The organism is Mycobacterium dioxanotrophicus (assembly GCF_002157835.1).
GTDB classification, from domain to species: Bacteria; Actinomycetota; Actinomycetes; order Mycobacteriales; family Mycobacteriaceae; genus Mycobacterium; species Mycobacterium dioxanotrophicus.
Genome location: NZ_CP020809.1, coordinates 35,428 through 51,770, shown reverse-complemented (window position 1 = coordinate 51,770; position 16,343 = coordinate 35,428). Strand labels below are relative to the sequence as shown.

General features: G+C 66.8%; 15 protein-coding genes and 1 pseudogene. 9 read left to right on the top strand and 7 right to left on the bottom strand.

Annotated elements, in window-relative coordinates; all coding sequences use genetic code 11:
- Positions 1-7: 7 nt before the first annotated feature.
- From rpsR to rpsF, 3 genes are all read right to left on the bottom strand, one after another.
- On the bottom strand, positions 8-265 hold the full coding sequence (gene rpsR, locus BTO20_RS00240; RefSeq protein WP_018603057.1) for a 30S ribosomal protein S18: 258 nt from the start codon (positions 263-265) through the stop codon (positions 8-10).
- A gap of 35 nt (positions 266-300) precedes the next feature.
- The gene (locus BTO20_RS00235; protein WP_083164282.1) at positions 301-822 is read right to left on the bottom strand and encodes a single-stranded DNA-binding protein; all 522 of its coding nucleotides are present in this window, start codon (positions 820-822) and stop codon (positions 301-303) included.
- A 71-nt stretch (positions 823-893) separates the two neighbouring features.
- Entirely contained in the window at positions 894-1,184 is a 291-nt protein-coding gene (gene rpsF, locus BTO20_RS00230; protein ID WP_087072396.1) for a 30S ribosomal protein S6, read from the bottom strand.
- Between the two features lie 156 nt (positions 1,185-1,340).
- Here rpsF and BTO20_RS39815 point away from each other — a divergent pair, with 156 nt between their 5' ends.
- Positions 1,341-2,030: a hypothetical protein gene (locus tag BTO20_RS39815; protein ID WP_198344199.1), complete on the top strand. Its 690-nt coding sequence runs from the start codon at positions 1,341-1,343 to the stop codon at positions 2,028-2,030.
- Here the strand turns inward: BTO20_RS39815 and BTO20_RS00220 are convergent.
- The 3 genes and pseudogenes from BTO20_RS00220 to BTO20_RS00210 all read right to left on the bottom strand — a co-directional run bounded on the left by BTO20_RS00220 (position 2,021) and on the right by BTO20_RS00210 (position 6,516).
- Positions 2,021-3,658: a glycosyltransferase family 87 protein gene (locus BTO20_RS00220; RefSeq protein ID WP_087072394.1), complete on the bottom strand. Its 1,638-nt coding sequence runs from the start codon at positions 3,656-3,658 to the stop codon at positions 2,021-2,023. The two genes, BTO20_RS39815 and BTO20_RS00220, sit on opposite strands and share 10 nt — an antisense overlap.
- A pseudogene (locus tag BTO20_RS00215) lies at positions 3,655-6,092 on the bottom strand (transglycosylase domain-containing protein). Before BTO20_RS00215 ends, BTO20_RS00220 begins: the two are co-directional and overlap by 4 nt.
- Entirely contained in the window at positions 6,085-6,516 is a 432-nt protein-coding gene (locus tag BTO20_RS00210) for a DUF5318 domain-containing protein (RefSeq protein ID WP_062828870.1), read from the bottom strand. The pseudogene BTO20_RS00215 and the gene BTO20_RS00210 overlap by 8 nt, the downstream one beginning before the upstream one ends.
- A 103-nt stretch (positions 6,517-6,619) precedes the next feature.
- Between BTO20_RS00210 and BTO20_RS00205 the strand changes: the two genes are divergently transcribed.
- The 8 genes from BTO20_RS00205 to BTO20_RS00170 all read left to right on the top strand — a co-directional run bounded on the left by BTO20_RS00205 (position 6,620) and on the right by BTO20_RS00170 (position 14,987).
- Positions 6,620-7,471 carry a DUF1707 SHOCT-like domain-containing protein gene (locus tag BTO20_RS00205; RefSeq protein WP_087072392.1) on the top strand — a complete coding sequence of 284 codons (852 nt, stop codon included), beginning with the start codon at positions 6,620-6,622 and terminating at the stop codon, positions 7,469-7,471.
- A 185-nt stretch (positions 7,472-7,656) separates the two neighbouring features.
- Complete coding sequence (locus BTO20_RS00200; protein ID WP_198344436.1) at positions 7,657-8,202, top strand: PadR family transcriptional regulator; 546 nt, start codon at positions 7,657-7,659, stop codon at positions 8,200-8,202.
- A gap of 64 nt (positions 8,203-8,266) precedes the next feature.
- A complete protein-coding gene (locus BTO20_RS00195) occupies positions 8,267-9,346 on the top strand; it encodes an inositol-3-phosphate synthase (protein WP_064945917.1) in 1,080 nt (359 codons plus the stop codon).
- Positions 9,347-10,248: 902 nt separating this feature from the next.
- The gene (locus BTO20_RS00190; protein ID WP_087072388.1) at positions 10,249-11,046 is read left to right on the top strand and encodes an LLM class F420-dependent oxidoreductase; all 798 of its coding nucleotides are present in this window, start codon (positions 10,249-10,251) and stop codon (positions 11,044-11,046) included.
- A gap of 96 nt (positions 11,047-11,142) precedes the next feature.
- Positions 11,143-11,808, top strand: coding sequence for a GntR family transcriptional regulator (locus tag BTO20_RS00185; RefSeq protein WP_087072386.1), 666 nt, complete (start codon positions 11,143-11,145; stop codon positions 11,806-11,808).
- A gap of 44 nt (positions 11,809-11,852) precedes the next feature.
- Positions 11,853-13,622 carry an ABC transporter substrate-binding protein/permease gene (locus BTO20_RS00180; protein WP_087072384.1) on the top strand — a complete coding sequence of 590 codons (1,770 nt, stop codon included), beginning with the start codon at positions 11,853-11,855 and terminating at the stop codon, positions 13,620-13,622.
- Positions 13,622-14,359: an amino acid ABC transporter ATP-binding protein gene (locus BTO20_RS00175; RefSeq protein WP_087072382.1), complete on the top strand. Its 738-nt coding sequence runs from the start codon at positions 13,622-13,624 to the stop codon at positions 14,357-14,359. The genes BTO20_RS00180 and BTO20_RS00175 overlap by 1 nt, the downstream gene beginning before the upstream one ends.
- Before the next feature lie 94 nt (positions 14,360-14,453).
- Positions 14,454-14,987 (top strand): MarR family winged helix-turn-helix transcriptional regulator, encoded by a 534-nt coding sequence (locus BTO20_RS00170; RefSeq protein WP_087072380.1) that lies wholly within the window; start codon positions 14,454-14,456, stop codon positions 14,985-14,987.
- 6 nt (positions 14,988-14,993) lie between these two features.
- On the opposite strand, the gene ggh is transcribed toward BTO20_RS00170, so the two are convergent.
- Positions 14,994-16,334 (bottom strand): glucosylglycerate hydrolase, encoded by a 1,341-nt coding sequence (gene ggh / locus BTO20_RS00165; RefSeq protein WP_087081390.1) that lies wholly within the window; start codon positions 16,332-16,334, stop codon positions 14,994-14,996.
- Positions 16,335-16,343: the final 9 nt, after the last annotated feature.

The following is a 16,343-nucleotide window of genomic DNA, read 5'->3' as shown; positions in this document are numbered from 1 at the left end:
TTCCCCTCTACCGCGTCGACGAGCTGAACGGCAGCAGAGCCACCTCGCGGGCGTTCTTCACGGCGACAGCGATGTCGCGCTGGTGCTGGACACAGTTGCCGGTCACGCGGCGGGCGCGGATCTTGCCACGCTCGCTGATGTAGGTGCGCAGCAGCGCGGTGTCCTTGTAGTCGATGTTCTGCCCCTTCTTCGAGCAGAACACGCACTTGCGGGTCTTGACCGGCTTCTCCGGTGCCGGCCGCCGCTTGGTATTCGACTTGGCCATTGGTTATCTCTTCCTTGCAAAAATTTCGATGTTGATCAGAAGGGCGGTTCGTCGTCAGCCCCGCTGAAGGAGCCCGACGCGGGCGCGCTGCCCCAGGGATCGTCTTTCGGCTCGGACTGGCGGGAGCCTCCCCCGCCGCCACTGAAGCCTCCGCCGCCGCCACCACCGAAGCCGCCGCCACCACCGCCGCTGCGGCTGGCCTTGTTGACCTTGGCAGTGGCGTAACGCAGGGACGGGCCGATCTCGTCGACCTCGAGCTCCACGACGGTGCGCTTCTCACCCTCACGGGTTTCGAAGGAGCGCTGTTTGAGCCGGCCCTGAACGATCACCCGCGAACCGCGGGTGAGGCTCTCGGCCACGTTCTCGGCCGCCTCGCGCCAGATGTTGCAGCGCAGGAACAGCGCCTCGCCGTCTTTCCACTCATTGGTCTGACGGTCGAACGTGCGTGGTGTCGACGCAACGGTGAAGTTGGCGACGGCCGCACCGGACGGCGTGAACCGCAGCTCCGGGTCGGCGGTCAGGTTTCCGATAACGGTGATGGTGGTGTCACCAGCCACGAGATCCTCCTGAGGATGGGCTTGTTTCGCGCGAGCCTACGCAACGCGAATGACAGCCTGGGGCGGTTCGCCTAGTGCTTGTCGGTCCGCAGCACCTTGGTCCGCAGCACGGACTCGTTCAGGTTGAGCTGACGGTCGAGCTCGGACACGGTGGCCGGTTCGGCCTTGACATCGACGACGGCGTAGATGCCCTCGGCATGCTTGGAGATCTCGTACGCCAGCCGGCGACGGCCCCAGATGTCAACCTTGTCGACAGAGCCGCCATCCTTGCGGACGACGTTCAGGAACGTCTCCAGCGAGGGAGCTACGGTGCGCTCGTCAAGTGTGGGGTCGAGAATGACCATGATTTCGTATGGACGCATTAGAACCTCATCACCTCCTATGGTCGTTTCGGCCACGGCGGATTCCGTGGCAGGAGGGTCGCCTGCGTCGGCAACCGGCCCAGGCTACCCGAAACGCGCCTGAGCTGTGAAATCGCTATAAGGTGAGGTCGTCATTCTTCGAGGATCGGGGGATCTGTGAGCTATCCCAACGGGCCCTACGGTCAGGGGTTTCCCGGGCAGCAGCCCGGTTACCCCCAGCAACCCGGTTACCCGCAGCAATCCGGGTATCCGCAGCAGCCGGGCTATCCACCGCCGGGCTTCCCGCAACAACAGGGCTACCCGCAACAGCCCGGGTTTCCCGGCGGATACCAACCGTCCGCGATGCCGCCCCTGGCGCCCGCATCGCCGAGCGGTGGCACAGGCATCACCGCGGGTGTGCTGGCCGGACTCGGCGCTCTGGCCAACCTCGGAGCCGGAATCTTCGGGCTGATCGGCCTTGCGGCGATCAACAGCGACTCGACCTTGGGAAGTTCGGAGCTCTCCGGCGGCGTGTCCGCCCTGCTGGTCGTCACGGTGCTGATCAGCGTCGTCGTCGGGATCGTGCTGTTGGCTGGAGCCATTACGTTGTTGCAGCGCAAGATGATCGGCCGCTGGCTCGTGGTCGCGGGATGCGCCATGACCATCGTGGGCAGCCTGATCAGTCTCGGTCTGAGTGCAGCCGTCACAGCGCGCTACGGCTACTACGGCGGTGGTGGTTTTGCCGTGCTCGGTCTGGTCTTTCCGGTGGCGACGCTGGTGCTGGCCCTGCTTCCTGCGACCACCGCATGGATCCAGGCCAAGCCCAATCCACTGGCGCCGCAGCCATATTCGCCGTTTCAGGGCTGAACTGAAGCACTCTCGGCGGGTTGCGGTTCGGGCGCCGGTTCCACGCGCACCCGGTCGCGGTCGGGCCGCAGCCAGTCCGGCAACCAGCGCGGCGGGTTGTCCGGAGCACCGTCGAACACCCCACCGGTCGGATCGTCGATCCGGCCGCCGTGGCGCACGAGGTCGAGTTCGGGCCGGTAGATCTGGCGGATCACCAACGCGCACAACGCCATCACGGCGATGTCACGCAGCAGAACCGTCGTGGTGAACCACTGTTCGGGCAGCCCACGGTTGGCCTCCCCGTACAGATAGAGCATCCGCGGTATCCAGACCAGCGCGTCAATCGTCATCCACGCCAACAGGATTCGGCGGTGCGGCAAGGCGAGAACGGCGAGCGGCACCAGCCACAGGGAGAACTGCGGACTCCACACCTTGTTGGTCAACAGGAATGCCGTGACCACCAGGAACGCCAACTGCGCCACCCGGGGCCGCTGTGGCGCGGTGAGCGCGATGTAGCCGATGACGATCAGGCATGCCGCGAACAACACCGCGGTGACCGCATTGGTCACCGTCGGCGGTTGCCAGAACCCGAGATTCGGGTCGAACCCATGCCACCCCGTGAACGACTTCACCACGTTGTACAGCGAATCCATGTCGTCGCCGCGCCGGGTGTTGAGCCGGAAGAACTCCGACCAGCCCCGCGGGAACATCACCATGATGGGCAGGTTCACCACCACCCAGGTGCCGACCGCGGCCAGTGCGGTCGTGCCGACCTGCCGCATCCGCCCGGTGCGCACCGCCAGCATCGCCAGCGGCAGCAGCAACAGCAGCGGATAGAGCTTGGCCGCCACTCCCAGCCCGATCAGAACACCGGCCAGCGCGGGTTTACGGCGGGCCCACGCGAACATCGCCCCGGCCGCCGCGGCCGTCGCCAAAGCGTCGAAGTTGGTGAAGATCTGAAAGATCAAGATCGGTGAGCCGGCCACCAGCGCGGCATCCCAGATGCGTCGGCCCGCCATGCGCGCCGTCGCCCAGATGGTGGTGAGCCACGCCAGCGCCAGCCCGACCGCGGCGATGTTGAAGAACATCACCACCTCGGCGATGACCGGAAGCGCAATCACCGTGGTGGCGGCCGTGTACGTCTTGGCCAGGGCCATCGACACGTACTGGTAGATGCCGGTGAGCACCGGATACTCCATGTACCGCACCGCGGGCTCGCCGTCGTACTGCATGCGCTGCTTACCCGTCGAGTCGTTCTCCTGCCAGCTCGACTTGTACGGGAACTTGCCGAGGTTCAACAGCTCTGCGGTGTAGAGCGGAACGGTGTCGGAGTAGCAGAGCTCGTAGTACGCCCGGTTGTTCTGCCAGTTGGCGACGCGTTGGCCGGCGGTGCCCGTGCCGGTGGTCTGCAGGCAGGCGGCCTTGGTCGAGTAGCCCAGCGCCAGGAACACCATCGCGATGATGAACATCACGCGCAGTGGCGTCATGAACCGCGCCCGCCCGATCACCGCATGCCGGCCGACCGGACCACCGAACGGATACGACAGCGCCCGACTCAGGACGTCGTTGCGGCTGGGCAGGTCACGATCGTCCGCCTCACGGGTGTCCCCCGCGAGCGGCGCCGGTGAAACCAATTCCCGTTCCGTCACGGAGGCGGCATGGGCGCGCCGGGACCACCGGGGACAACCGGTTCAGCCGGCTGCGCCGGTGCGATCGGCACGGTCGTCGGGGGGCCGACCGGGATCGTGATGCCCGGCGCCACTTCGATGGTCGGCTGGATGACGGTCTCCGACGGCATCGTCGGATTGGGCACCAGGGGTCCGTTCTGCTGGCCCGGTGGCGGCGGTGGCGGCGCCTGTGGCACACCGGCGTAGCCGCCGATCTCCGTCGGCTTCGGGAAGGACTCGTTGTCGGTGCCCTGCAGGGCGCCGTCCATGGTCGACTTCCAGATGTCCGACGGCAGACCGGAACCGTAGACGGGCGAACCCCACTGGTTCACCAGCGGTTTGACGCCCTCGGTGGTGCCGACCCAGACCGCCGTCGACAGCGACGGCGTGTAGCCGACCATCCATGCGTCGCGGTTGGCTCCGGAGTCGCCGAGCTGGACGGTGCCGGTCTTGGCTGCCGACGAGCGTCCACCCGCGAGGTTGTGCCCGCGCGAGTACCCGGCGATCGGCTGCATGGCCGAGGTGACGTTGTCGGCAACGGCCTTGTCGATGCGCTGGTCACCGTTGTCCTGCGCCGATGCGTCGAACAACACCTGGCCCGCGGAGTTCACGACCTTCTGCACGAAGTGCGGCTTGTGGTAGACGCCCGACGCGGCCAGCGTGGCGTACGCCGAGGCCATGTCGAGCACCCGGGACTGGTACTGGCCCAGCACGACGCCGTTGTTCGGCGGGCCGCCCTTGCCGTCCTCGGACAGCGTGTGCTCGACGCCGGGGAAGCTCTCGGCGACGCCCGCGTCGTGGGCGGCCTTGGCGACATCCTCCGGCCCGTTCTTGAGCTTGAGCATCAGCCGGTAGTAGCTGGTGTTGAGCGAACGCTTGAGCGCCTCGGCGATGGAGCAGACCCCGCAGCCCTCGCCCTCGACGTTGGTGATCTTGATGCCGTTGACGGTGACCGGCGAGCTGTCCACCTGATAGCCCAGGCCGATGCCCTGCTGCAGCGCGGCGACCAGCGCGAACACCTTGAACGACGACCCGGTCGGCAACCCCGCCTGGGCGAAGTCGAACCCGTTGGCGTCGGAGCCGCCGTAGTACGCCTTGATGGCGCCGTCATGCGGGTCGACCGACACCACCGCGGCCCGCATGTCCGGATCCTGGCCGTCCATGTACTTGGTCACGGCTTTCTCTGCGGCCTGCTGCGCCTGCGGGTCGATCGTGGTGGTGATCTGCAGGCCCTCGGTGTTCAGCGTCTGCTCGCTGACATCGAAGAGCCCCATCAGCTCCTTCATGACCTGCCGCTCGATCAGACCGTTGGGGCCGGTGGTCTGGTTCTGCTGGGTGGCCTGGTCACGCGACACGGTCGGCGGGAACACCTGCTTGGCCCGGTCGCCGGCCGACAACGCACCCATGTCGACCATGCCGTCGAGCACCCAGTTCCACCGCTCGGCGGCGCCGTCGGGATCGACCGCGGGATCCAGCGTCGACGGGCGCTGGATCAGCGCCGCGAGCAGCGCCCCCTCGGCCACGTCGAGCTGTTCCACGGGCTTGTTGAAGTACGCCTTGGACGCCGCGGAGATCCCGTACGCCCCGCGACCGAAATAGATCATGTTCAGGTAGGCCTGCATCACGGCGTCTTTGGACCATTCGCTGGACATCTTCGTCGAGATGACCAACTCCTTGGCCTTGCGCACGAGACCGCCCAACCCGGAGCGCTCGTCGCCCACCAGCGCGTTCTTCACGTACTGCTGCGTGATGGTCGACCCACCCTGGAGTTCGCCGCCGAACAGGTTGTTCTTGATGGCACGTAGGAAACCCGTGAACGAAAAGCCTGGGTTGGTGTAGAAGTCGCGGTCCTCGGCCGCCATCACCGCGTTGCGGACGTGCACCGGGATCTGATCGATGTTGACGTCGACCCGGTTGCCTTCCGGCGGCACGATCTTGGCGATCTCGGAGCCGTCGCTGGCCAGGATGGTCGACACCTGGTTGGTGCGGATGTCCCCCGGCTGCGGGACGTCGACGATCATGTAGGCCATACCGAAGGTCACCAGCGGCAGCAGAACCATCACCGCCACCGCCGCGACGAGCCCGCGCCGCACCCACTTCCAGTTGACCCGGAACTGCTTGCGCGGTTGCGGCGGTCCCGCCGGCGGCTCGGACGGTCCGCCCGGACCGCGGCCGCCCGGGGGCGGGGCGGAGGAGGCGGCGACTTCGGTGGCGGTGTGCGGTCCATCGCCGCGCGCACGACGTCGATCGGGGCCGGGCCGCCTTCGCGGACCGGGGGCAGCACAGTGGTCAGCCGGTCATCCGGCGGCACCGCCGAGCGCGAACGATGGGCGCCCCGGGGCCCGCGTGCACCAAGACGGCCAGCCGCGTTCTGGACGTCGTCGGCTGACCGGTGCTGGCCCTCTTCGCTATTCACTGGCCGTACGCGCGGGCTTGCGCGTGGTGGGAGTTCGTCGTGGCTTGCGCGCCGCCGGAGGACGGGGCGTACCGAGCACATACGACTTGACCAGATGGTTCCAACTGCAGGTCCGGCATACCTCCACCACGTGTACTGCGAACTCGTCGTAGCGCGTCGCCAAAAGGACCAGTTCCTCTGCCGTCCGCGCAGAACCCGACACCGGGCCCAGATGCTCTCCGAATACCCACGACACCAGCGTGAGCTGTTCCTTACGGCAGATCGGGCACATCACCGAACTGGTTTTTCCGTGGAACTTCGCGGCGCGCAGCAGGTACGGATTGGCGTCGCAGACCTCGGAGACGCCAGTGCGCCCCGAGTAGACCTCAGCCAGCAGGGACCGCCGCCGAAGCGCGTAATCCACCACCTGTCTCTGCAATCGCACGTTGACCAGAGTACGTCGGCCCTCACACCACCGAGGCGCGACCGTGTCTGCAGCTCCTACGATCATCGGCGTGGCAACAAGGCAATCCTCCCCGCGAAGCGCCATGACGCGGGCCAAGGACAGCGACCGCAACGACACCTGCAAAGTGCTCGACAGTGCCTTGGAGGAAGGTCAGCTGTCGATGGAGGAGCACCGCCAGCGGGTCAGCGCGGCCACCAACGCGACCACGCTGGGTCAGCTCGCCACCCTCGTCGAGGACCTGCAGAACTCCAACGCCCCGGTGCAGCTGCCGACGCTGAACGAACCGCGGGTACGACGCCTGACGGGAACGGCGCGCGCCGGCTGGGGTGTGCGCTTGGCGATGGCGGTGGTGCTGGTGCTGCTGGGCATCGGTATCGGCTGGGGTCTGTACGGCAACACCACCTCCCCGCTGAGCTTCACCACCGATCCGGGCGCCAAATCCGACGGCATCCCCGCCAAGGTGCTCACCTCGCCACGCCAACTGCTCTCGCTCGGCGGGTTCAACGGGCTGTTCGAGCAGATGCGCAAGAAGTTCGGCGACACCACGGGCTACGAGCTGCAGATCAGGGAGGACTGGGCCTCGCTGGACCGCGCCGACCCCAACGACAACCGTCGCAAGATCGAGTACGACTACCGCGGCGGCTGGGGCGACCCCAGCTCGTCGCCTCCCAGTGCGCTCAGTGACGGGGACCGCCTCGTCGACCTGGCCAAGTTCAACTTCGACGCGGTCATCGGCATGCTGCGCGGCGCCCCGGAATCCCTCAACGTGCCGCGGGCCGACGTGAAGTACACCTGGGTGGAGATCACGCCGTCGAAGGATCCGGCGACCCCGGATGCGGTGAACATCACCATTCGCGTCAGCGGTGATTTCGGCGGTGGCTACATGGTTCTGGCCCCGGACGGCACACCCAAAGAGGTCTACGCGAAGCAGTGATCGGCGGCCGCTGACCAGCCCTGACGAGCGCTGCGACGGCAAAACCCCTGGTCGGGCGCGGTCGAGGTGACAAATGGTGCACTTTGGCAATTCGTTTGTCACGCAATATATCGGCGCGATACAGTGGCACGAGGTGTTGATCCGTCGTAGCGATCGACACATGTCCTGTCGAGGGGGTGATGTCGGTGCTGGAGCTCGCCATCCTGGGTCTTCTGCTCGAATCTCCCATGCACGGCTACGAGCTGCGTAAACGCTTGACGGGTCTACTTGGCGCCTTCCGGGCCTTCTCGTACGGTTCGCTCTACCCGGCACTGCGACGCATGCAGACCGACGGGCTGATCGTCGAGGATGCAGCACCGCTCGGGCCGACCAAGGTGCGCCGCGCGCGCCGGGTTTACCAGCTCACCGACGCCGGCAAGCAGCGGTTCGCGGAGCTGGTGGCTGATACCGGCCCGCAGAACTATTCCGACGACGGTTTCGGGGTACACCTCGCCTTCTTCAACCGCACTCCGGCCGAGGCCAGGATGCGGATCCTGGAGGGGCGCCGTCGTCAGGTAGAGGAACGCCGGGAAGGTCTGCGCGAAGCCGTGGCGCGGGCCAGCAGCTCGTTCGACCGCTACACCCGTCAGCTCCACCAGTTGGGGCTGGAGTCCAGCGAGCGCGAAGTGAAATGGCTCAACGAATTGATCGCGGCTGAACGACTGGGTCAAAGCCGCCCAGAGAACACCTGAGTGCAGCCCAGCCCAAAACCCAGGCCACTGCCGAGCAGTACCGAATTGAGTAAGGAGACCGTCCATGTCTGAGCACGCAGGAGATATCCGGGTCGCCATTGTCGGCGTCGGTAACTGCGCGTCGTCCCTGGTCCAGGGCGTGCAGTACTACCAGAACGCCGACGAGAACACCACCGTGCCCGGGCTGATGCACGTGAAGTTCGGCCCGTACCACGTCCGCGACGTGAAGTTCGTCGCCGCGTTCGATGTGGACGCCAAGAAGGTCGGCTTCGACCTGGCCGAGGCGATCTTCGCCTCCGAGAACAACACCATCAAGATCGCCGACGTGCCGCCGAGCGACGTCATCGTGCAGCGCGGCCCGACCCTCGACGGCATCGGCAAGTACTACGCCGACACCATCGAGGTGTCCGACGCCGATCCGGTCGACGTCGTCAAGACGCTCAAGGACGCCAAGGTCGACGTGCTGGTGTCCTACCTGCCCGTGGGCTCCGAAGAAGCCGACAAGTTCTACGCCCAGTGCGCCATCGACGCGGGTGTCGCGTTCGTCAACGCCCTGCCGGTGTTCATCGCGTCGGATCCCGTGTGGGCCAAGAAGTTCGCCGACGCCGGTGTCCCGATCATCGGCGACGACATCAAGAGCCAGGTCGGCGCCACCATCACCCACCGCGTGATGGCCAAGCTGTTCGAGGACCGCGGCGTGCAGCTCGATCGCACCATGCAGCTCAACGTCGGCGGCAACATGGACTTCCTGAACATGCTCGAGCGCGAGCGCCTGGAGTCCAAGAAGATCTCCAAGACCCAGGCCGTCACCAGCAACCTGCAGCGCGAGTTCAAGACCAAGGACGTGCACATCGGCCCGTCCGACCACGTCGGCTGGCTCGATGACCGCAAGTGGGCCTACGTGCGCCTGGAGGGCCGCGCCTTCGGTGACGTGCCGCTGAACCTGGAGTACAAGCTCGAGGTGTGGGACTCGCCGAACTCGGCCGGTGTGATCATCGACGCGGTGCGCGCCGCCAAGATCGCCAAGGACCGCGGCATCGGTGGCCCCGTCGAGGCGGCGTCGGCCTACCTGATGAAGAGCCCGCCCAAGCAGCTGCCGGACGATGTCGCCCGCGCCCAGCTGGAGACCTTCATCGAGGGCTGATTTTTCGTTGAGTCTGCGCCCGGGGCGTGTGCTTCTCGCACATCGACGCCCTGGGCGCAGAGTCGTTTTCGAGTAAGAGTGGGCGAGGACGGCGCGGTTGACCTCGCCGCGGCCGGGTATCGGTCCCTGACAATGGATTCGGACACCCGAGTACGCCGTGAGATCGCAGCGCAGGCCACCATCGACGTCGAAGTACCGGGTGATGTTCTTGGGGCCCTGGCCCACCGTGTAGTCCGTAACGCCGTCGATGGCATACCGACGAGGATCGGGAAAAGCACTGGGCAGAACCGCGACTGGAGTGAGCGCCGTGGCGCCCGCCTCGATGACGAACCCCGCCGCCGGGTCACCGGGAAACCGGCACGCCGTCAGCTGCTGAGAATCCACAACGCATTCGGAGCCTCCTGCGGTCAGCCGCGAACCAGGCGGCAACGGCGCCGCCTCAGGTGGCGGCGTCACCGTTGTCTTCATGAACCAGGCCGGTTGCCCGAACCGCACCGCCACCGCGTTCGCTGCGGCGGGTGCCCCGGGAATGGTTCCGTAGCAAGATATTTCGGATGAGCCGAAGCCACACGTGGCGCCCGTGGGAGTGGAGAACCAGACGCCGCGCCCTGGCAGCGCGTAGGTCTGCTCTCCTACGGCGGTGAAGTCGTCGAAGCGGGGGAAGTTCGGCGTGGCCGCGGATGGCGGCGGGGCCGGTGGTGGTGCGTGTTCAGAGGTGGCCGGACCTGACGGCTCTCACCCGGTGGGGCTGTGACAGCCTGCGACCGTCGCCGCGATCAGAAGCGCTGCCGATATCACCGTTCCCAGCTGCCGCACGATGCCCAGCCTATTCAGGTCACAATTCGCGGTGAATTCACGATGGCATCGCAGGCGGTGCGGGCCCGAATGGATAACGTGAGGTGATGACCTCACCCATTCGTATCGGCGTCCAGCTGCAGCCGCAGCACTCCCCCACCTACAGCTACATCCGCGACGCGGTCCGTCGCTGCGAGGACATCGGCATCGACATCGCGTTCAACTGGGACCATTTCTTCCCGCTCTACGGCGATCCCGACGGTGCGCACTACGAATGCTGGACGATGCTGGGTGCCTGGGCCGAACAGACGTCGCGCATCGAGATCGGTGCGCTGGTGAGCTGCAACTCTTACCGCAACCCCGAACTACTCGCCGACATGGCCCGCACGGTCGACCACATCAGCGATGGACGGCTCATCCTGGGCATCGGATCGGGTTGGAAGCAAAAGGATTACGACGAGTACGGCTACGACTTCGGCACCGCGGGCAGCCGGCTCGACGATCTGACTGCCGCCCTGCCGCGGATCCGGGCCCGGCTGGCCAAACTCAACCCCGCCCCCACCCGCGACATCCCGATCCTGATCGGCGGGCAGGGCGAGCGCAAGACCCTGCGCCTGGTCGCCGAGCATGCCGACATGTGGCACGCATTTGTCGACCGCAACACCTACCCGGGCAAGGCGCAGGTGCTCGGTGAGCATTGCGCGAGCGTCGGGCGCGATCCCGAAACCATCGTGCGCTCGGCAGGCGTGCAAGACAGCGGCGGGATCGATGCCATGCTCGCCGAGGCCGACGCCCTGGCCGACCTCGGTGTCACGATCCTGACCGTCGGCGTCAACGGCCCCGATTACGACCTGGCCTCAGCCGAGGCCCTGATCCGCTGGCGGGATGGGCGCAACGGCGGCTGACGCGAATACCGTCGTCCATACGTACGACAAATATCGCTGTGCCGCCCATCGCATGCGACACTCTGCGCATCGGTGTCACAGAAGGGGGCTCGCGGGGTGCCGAAGAAGTACGGGGTCAAGGAAAAAGACCAGGTGGTCACCCACATCATCAATCTGGTGATGACCGGCAAGCTGCGCACCGGCGACCGGATCGATCGCAATGAAATCGTGCGCGATCTCGGCTTGAGCCGGGTCCCCATCCAGGAAGCCGTCGTGCAACTGGAGCACGACGGCATCCTGTCCACGCGGTATCACCGCGGCGCCTTCGTATCCCGGTTCGATGAGGCCACCGTGGCCGAACACCACGAGTTGTACGGCATCCTCAACGGCATCGCCTCGGCGCGCTGCGCCACCAACCCCACGCCGCGGATCCTGGCGCAACTCGACGACACCCTGCGGATCATGCGCTCGGCCAAGGACACCCGGTCGTTTCAGGAAGCCTGCTGGCTCTACCGCGACGCGATCAACGACGAGTACGCCGGCCCGCGGCTGCAGGCGGCCATCCGGGCCGGCAAAAGCTTTGCGCCCATCGAGTTCTGGGTGGGTTATCCGCGGGCCAAGACCGACTTCCTGGCGAGCTACGAGGACGAAACCGCGGCCATCCACGGCCGCGATCCGCAGGACGCGCAGAACGCCTGCGTGCAGCGGGCAAACCAGATGGCGCAGATCATGATTTCCGAGTTGACCCGCCGTGGCGTGTTCGGCGACTTGCGGTCGCCTTGAGCAGAACCCCGCACTGCTGCGGGCGTGACCACTAGGTTGCAACGATGAGCATCAGACGGCTACCGGCGCTGATGGCATCGATCCTGATGGTCATGGGGTTGACGCTGGCAGGCCCGGCCCGCGCCGACACCGACCAGTGCGCGCCACCCGGAATCAACAGCGCCAGTGCGCTGCCGACCAACCTGGCGGCCGCCGCCACAGGTCCAGGCGCCGACAAATACACCACGCCGACGGTGCAGCCGCTGAACACCGTCAAGCTGGAGAGCCTCGGGTTGGGGACGCCCGGTGTGCTGACCGTCGGCACGCTCTCGGACGCTCCGCCCAGCATCTGCATCAATTCCAGCGGACAGTTCACCGGTTTCGACAACGAACTACTGCGGGCCGTGGCGGACAAGCTCGGCCTGAAGATCAACTTCGTCGGCACGGAGTTCTCGGGGCTGCTGGCGCAGACCGCGGCGCGCCGGTTCGACGTCGCGTCGTCGTCGATCACCACCACCGACGCCCGCAGGCGCACTGTCGGATTCACCAACGGCTACGACTTCGGTTACTTCTCGCTCGTGGTCCCCACGGGCTCGCCGATCACCGGCTTCGGCAAGCTCGCACCGGGACAGCGCATCGGCGTGGTGCAGGGCACCGTGCAGGAGGCCTACGTCGTCGACACCCTGCACCTGGAGCCGGTGAAGTTCCCCGACTACGCCACCGTCTACGCGAGCCTCAAGACCCGCCAGATCGATGCCTGGGTCGCACCGTCGCAACAGGCCTCGGGCACCGTGCAGCCAGGCGATCCCGCGCAGATCGTCGAAAACACCTTCAGCTTGGACAATTTCGTCGCGTGGGCGGTGGCCAAGGAGAACAAGCCACTGATCGACGCACTGAACTCCGGGCTCGACGCCGTGATCGCCGACGGCACGTGGGCCCGGCTGTATTCGGACTGGGTGCCGCGCGCGCTGCCGCCGGGGTGGAAACCCGGATCGAAGGCCGCCCCGGTGCCGCAGCTACCGGACTTCAGCGCGATCGCCGCCGCGCGCGAGAAATCCGGCGACAACGGCGCCGTGGCACCGAAATCCACGCTGTCCCAGTTGGCCGACTCGTTCCTGGACTGGGAGCTCTACAAGCACGCGATCCCCATCCTGTTCAAGACCGGGCTGCCCAACACCGTGATCCTGACGGTCTGCGCCAGCATCATCGGACTCGTGCTCGGGATGGGACTGGCGGTCGCAGGCATCTCGCGGTCCCGCTGGCTGCGCTGGCCTGCCCGGGTCTACACCGACATCTTCCGCGGGCTGCCCGAAGTGGTGATCATCCTGCTGATCGGGCTCGGCATCGGGCCCGTGGTCGGCTCGCTCACCGGCAACAACCCCTACCCGCTGGGTATCGCCGCACTCGGTTTGATGGCCGCGGCGTACATCGGGGAGATCTTCCGGTCGGGCATCCAGAGCGTGGAGGCCGGACAGCTGGAAGCGTCTCGCGCACTGGGCTTCAGCTATACCTCCTCGATGCGCCTGGTGGTGATCCCGCAGGGCGTGCGGCGCGTGCTGCCCGCGTTGATGAACCAGTTCATCTCCCTGTTGAAAGCCTCGTCGCTGGTGTACTTCCTGGGCCTGGTGGCCAGCCAGCGTGAGCTGTTCCAAGTGGGCCGCGACCTCAACGCGCAGACCGGCAACCTGTCCCCGCTGGTGGCGGCCGGGTTGTTCTACCTGCTGCTGACCATTCCATTGACGCACCTGGTCAACTTCGTCGACAACCGGCTGCGCCGCGGCAGGCCCCCCGCCGAGGAAGACCCCGTGGCAGCCGTCGAGCAGGAGATGATCTGATGCCGGGTTCCGAACCAGTCTCGTTGACAGCCAAGGGCATCCACCTCGCGTTCGGTCCGAACGCGGTGCTGCGCGGGGTAGACCTGGATGTGCCCGCCGGTACCACCACCGCCATCATCGGGCCGTCCGGGTCCGGCAAATCGACCTTGCTGCGGACCCTGAACCGGCTCTACGAGCCCGACGCCGGCGACATCCTGCTCGACGGGCGTTCCGTACTGGCCGACAATCCCGACCAGTTGCGCCAACGCATCGGCATGGTGTTCCAACAGTTCAACCTGTTCCCGCATCGCAGCGTGCTGGACAACGTGACCCTGGGCCCGCGCAAGCTCAAGGGCCTCGACGCCGACGCGGCCCGCGAGCTGGGGCTTGCCCAGCTGGATCGAGTCGGCTTGCGGCACAAGGCCGATGTCCGGCCCGCCACGCTTTCGGGTGGTCAGCAGCAGCGCGTCGCCATCGCGCGGGCGCTGGCGATGGCGCCGCAGGTGATGTTCTTCGACGAGGCCACCTCGGCGCTGGATCCCGAACTGGTCAAGGGCATCCTGGCGTTGATGGCGGACCTGGCCTCCGACGGGATGACCATCGTGGCGGTAACCCACGAGATGGGCTTCGCCCGGTCGACGGCGGACACCGTGGTGTTCATGGACCACGGCGTGGTCGTCGAGTCAGGCAGCCCGGAACACATTTTCGAAGCCGCCGAAACCGACCGGTTGCGGCGTTTTCTGTCCCAGGTGCTGTGAGCGGCAGAGGGAGCAGCTGTGAATTGATGCGCGAGTTTGGCAAACCTCGCAAGCTGGCGTCGCGTCAGGTCCAGACAGGTTAGACTAGCGAACTATGGTGGAGACCGAATCCCAGGTCACCGAGCTGGCAGGGGAACTGCAGCGGGTGCTCTCCAAGGTTTTCTCGGTGCTGCGCCGTGGAGACACGCACAAGGGCACAGCGGGTGAGCTCACGCTGGCCCAACTGTCCATCTTGCTGACCCTGCTGGATCAGGGCCCGATCCGCATGACCGAACTCGCCGCCCGGGAGCGGGTGCGCACCCCCACCACGACCGTCGCCATCCGCCGACTGGAGAAACTCGGCCTGGTCAAGCGCTCACGCGATCCGTCGGACCTGCGGGCCGTTCTCGTCGACGTCACGCCGCGCGGCCTCGTCCAGCACCGGGAATCCCTCGCGGCGCGGCGGGCCGACCTCGCGACCCGGCTCGCCCGGCTCAGCAGTGAGGATCTGGAAACCCTGGCCAAGGCACTGGCTCCGCTGGAGCGGCTGGCCGGACAGGACCCCGAGGACCAGGGCGGCGCGCACAACGCCGAACGGCGCGACAACGCTGACAGCCCAGCAAATTCGGACTGTCCCGGCTGCGGCTGAGCCCGCTCAACCCAACCAGTCGAGCACCGCGGCCGCGGTCCACGACTGTTGCATGCTGCCCAACGGCTCCCCGGTGAACGGCTCGTAGTACTCGGCGAACGTGCCGTCGCTGGCCTGCCGCAGCCCTTCCCGGCGCAACGCCGACGACCGCTCGGCCCAGCCCCGCCGGGCGAAGCACCACGAGAACAGCCACGTCATCACCGGCCACACCGGGCCGCGCCAGTACTCCCTGGGCCGAAAGTCCCGCGACACCGGCGACGTCGACGGGATCAACGCGTAACGCAGGTCCGGATGCCCGCAGAAGCGCGGCCCCTCGAGCAGTCGCAGCAGCGCCCGCTCCCGCTGGTGCGGCAACCCGCCGCACAGCAGCGGCGCGAACTGGGCGACGGTCTCGGTGGCCACCCACTTCTTGGTCCGCACGTCGTAATCCCTTGCCGCGCCGGTGCGTTCATCGGTGGTCTCCACCACGCCGGCACGGAACCGGTCGGCCCACGCGTAGAGATCGCGGACATCGGCGTTGGGTCGCTTGTAGTCCTCCCCGATCTCGGCGAGCACCTGACAGGCCACCGAGAAGATAGCCGAGACGAAGACGTCCTCGACCGCGAAGCTCATCACCTTCGGCAGCAGATGATCCTCGTAGCGCACCGATTTCATCTCCTCGAGCAGCCACAGGTAGCGGTCGTACTCGAGGTCTGACGGCCGCTGGCTGGCGTCGGTGACGATGGTGTTGTCCTCGCGCTGGTACTCCGGCACGGCGCCGGGAATCACGTTGGCGTAGGCGCTGTCCCACCGCGGCGAGTTGTCCATCCCGGACTCCCAGCCGTGGTACAGCGTGATCCGGCCGCGTCCGTTCTGATCGCGGCTCTCGGCGAGCCAGCGGTGCCAACGCACCAGATCGTCCCACCGCCGGTCCAGGAACGACGCCGCGAGCGCGCGGGTGGACCGGCCGCGAGTGCGGGCGTTGTCCAGGATGCGCTGCACGGCGATGGCGTGCACGGGCGGCTGGGTGATACCGGACGTGTGGCGCGTGCGGGGCGCATTGGCCGCCAGCGCCGAGGTGGCCCATCGCGCCGGGCCGGGGAAGTAACCGTCGACGCCGTTGGCGAAGACGATGTGCGGAATCATCCCGTTGTGCCACTGCGCCGAGAGCAGGGTGTCCAGTTCCACCATGGCGCGCTCGACGCTCAGCGGCGCCAGCCCGATCGCGACGAACGCCGCATCCCAGCTCCACATGTGCGGATACAGCAAGGGCGCAGCCGTGGTCATCACACCCAGGTCATTGCCGCGCAGCAGATAGGCGGCGCGGGCGGCGAGCTGCGTGGGAGCGAAGCTGGGATCCGGTGGCATCCGTACCAT

Bases quoted from the DNA above. Each gene is read 5' to 3' on its own strand.
- BTO20_RS00170 (WP_087072380.1), top strand. From the start codon at position 14,454: ATGGTGGAGACCGAATCCCAGGTCACCGAGCTGGCAGGGGAACTGCAG.
- ggh (WP_087081390.1), bottom strand. From the start codon at position 16,334: ATGCCACCGGATCCCAGCTTCGCTCCCACGCAGCTCGCCGCCCGCGCC.
- BTO20_RS00205 (WP_087072392.1), top strand. From the start codon at position 6,620: ATGACGCGGGCCAAGGACAGCGACCGCAACGACACCTGCAAAGTGCTC.
- BTO20_RS00180 (WP_087072384.1), top strand. From the start codon at position 11,853: ATGAGCATCAGACGGCTACCGGCGCTGATGGCATCGATCCTGATGGTC.
- rpsF (WP_087072396.1), bottom strand. From the start codon at position 1,184: ATGCGTCCATACGAAATCATGGTCATTCTCGACCCCACACTTGACGAG.
- BTO20_RS00175 (WP_087072382.1), top strand. From the start codon at position 13,622: ATGCCGGGTTCCGAACCAGTCTCGTTGACAGCCAAGGGCATCCACCTC.
- BTO20_RS00190 (WP_087072388.1), top strand. From the start codon at position 10,249: ATGACCTCACCCATTCGTATCGGCGTCCAGCTGCAGCCGCAGCACTCC.
- BTO20_RS00195 (WP_064945917.1), top strand. From the start codon at position 8,267: ATGTCTGAGCACGCAGGAGATATCCGGGTCGCCATTGTCGGCGTCGGT.
- rpsR (WP_018603057.1), bottom strand. From the start codon at position 265: ATGGCCAAGTCGAATACCAAGCGGCGGCCGGCACCGGAGAAGCCGGTC.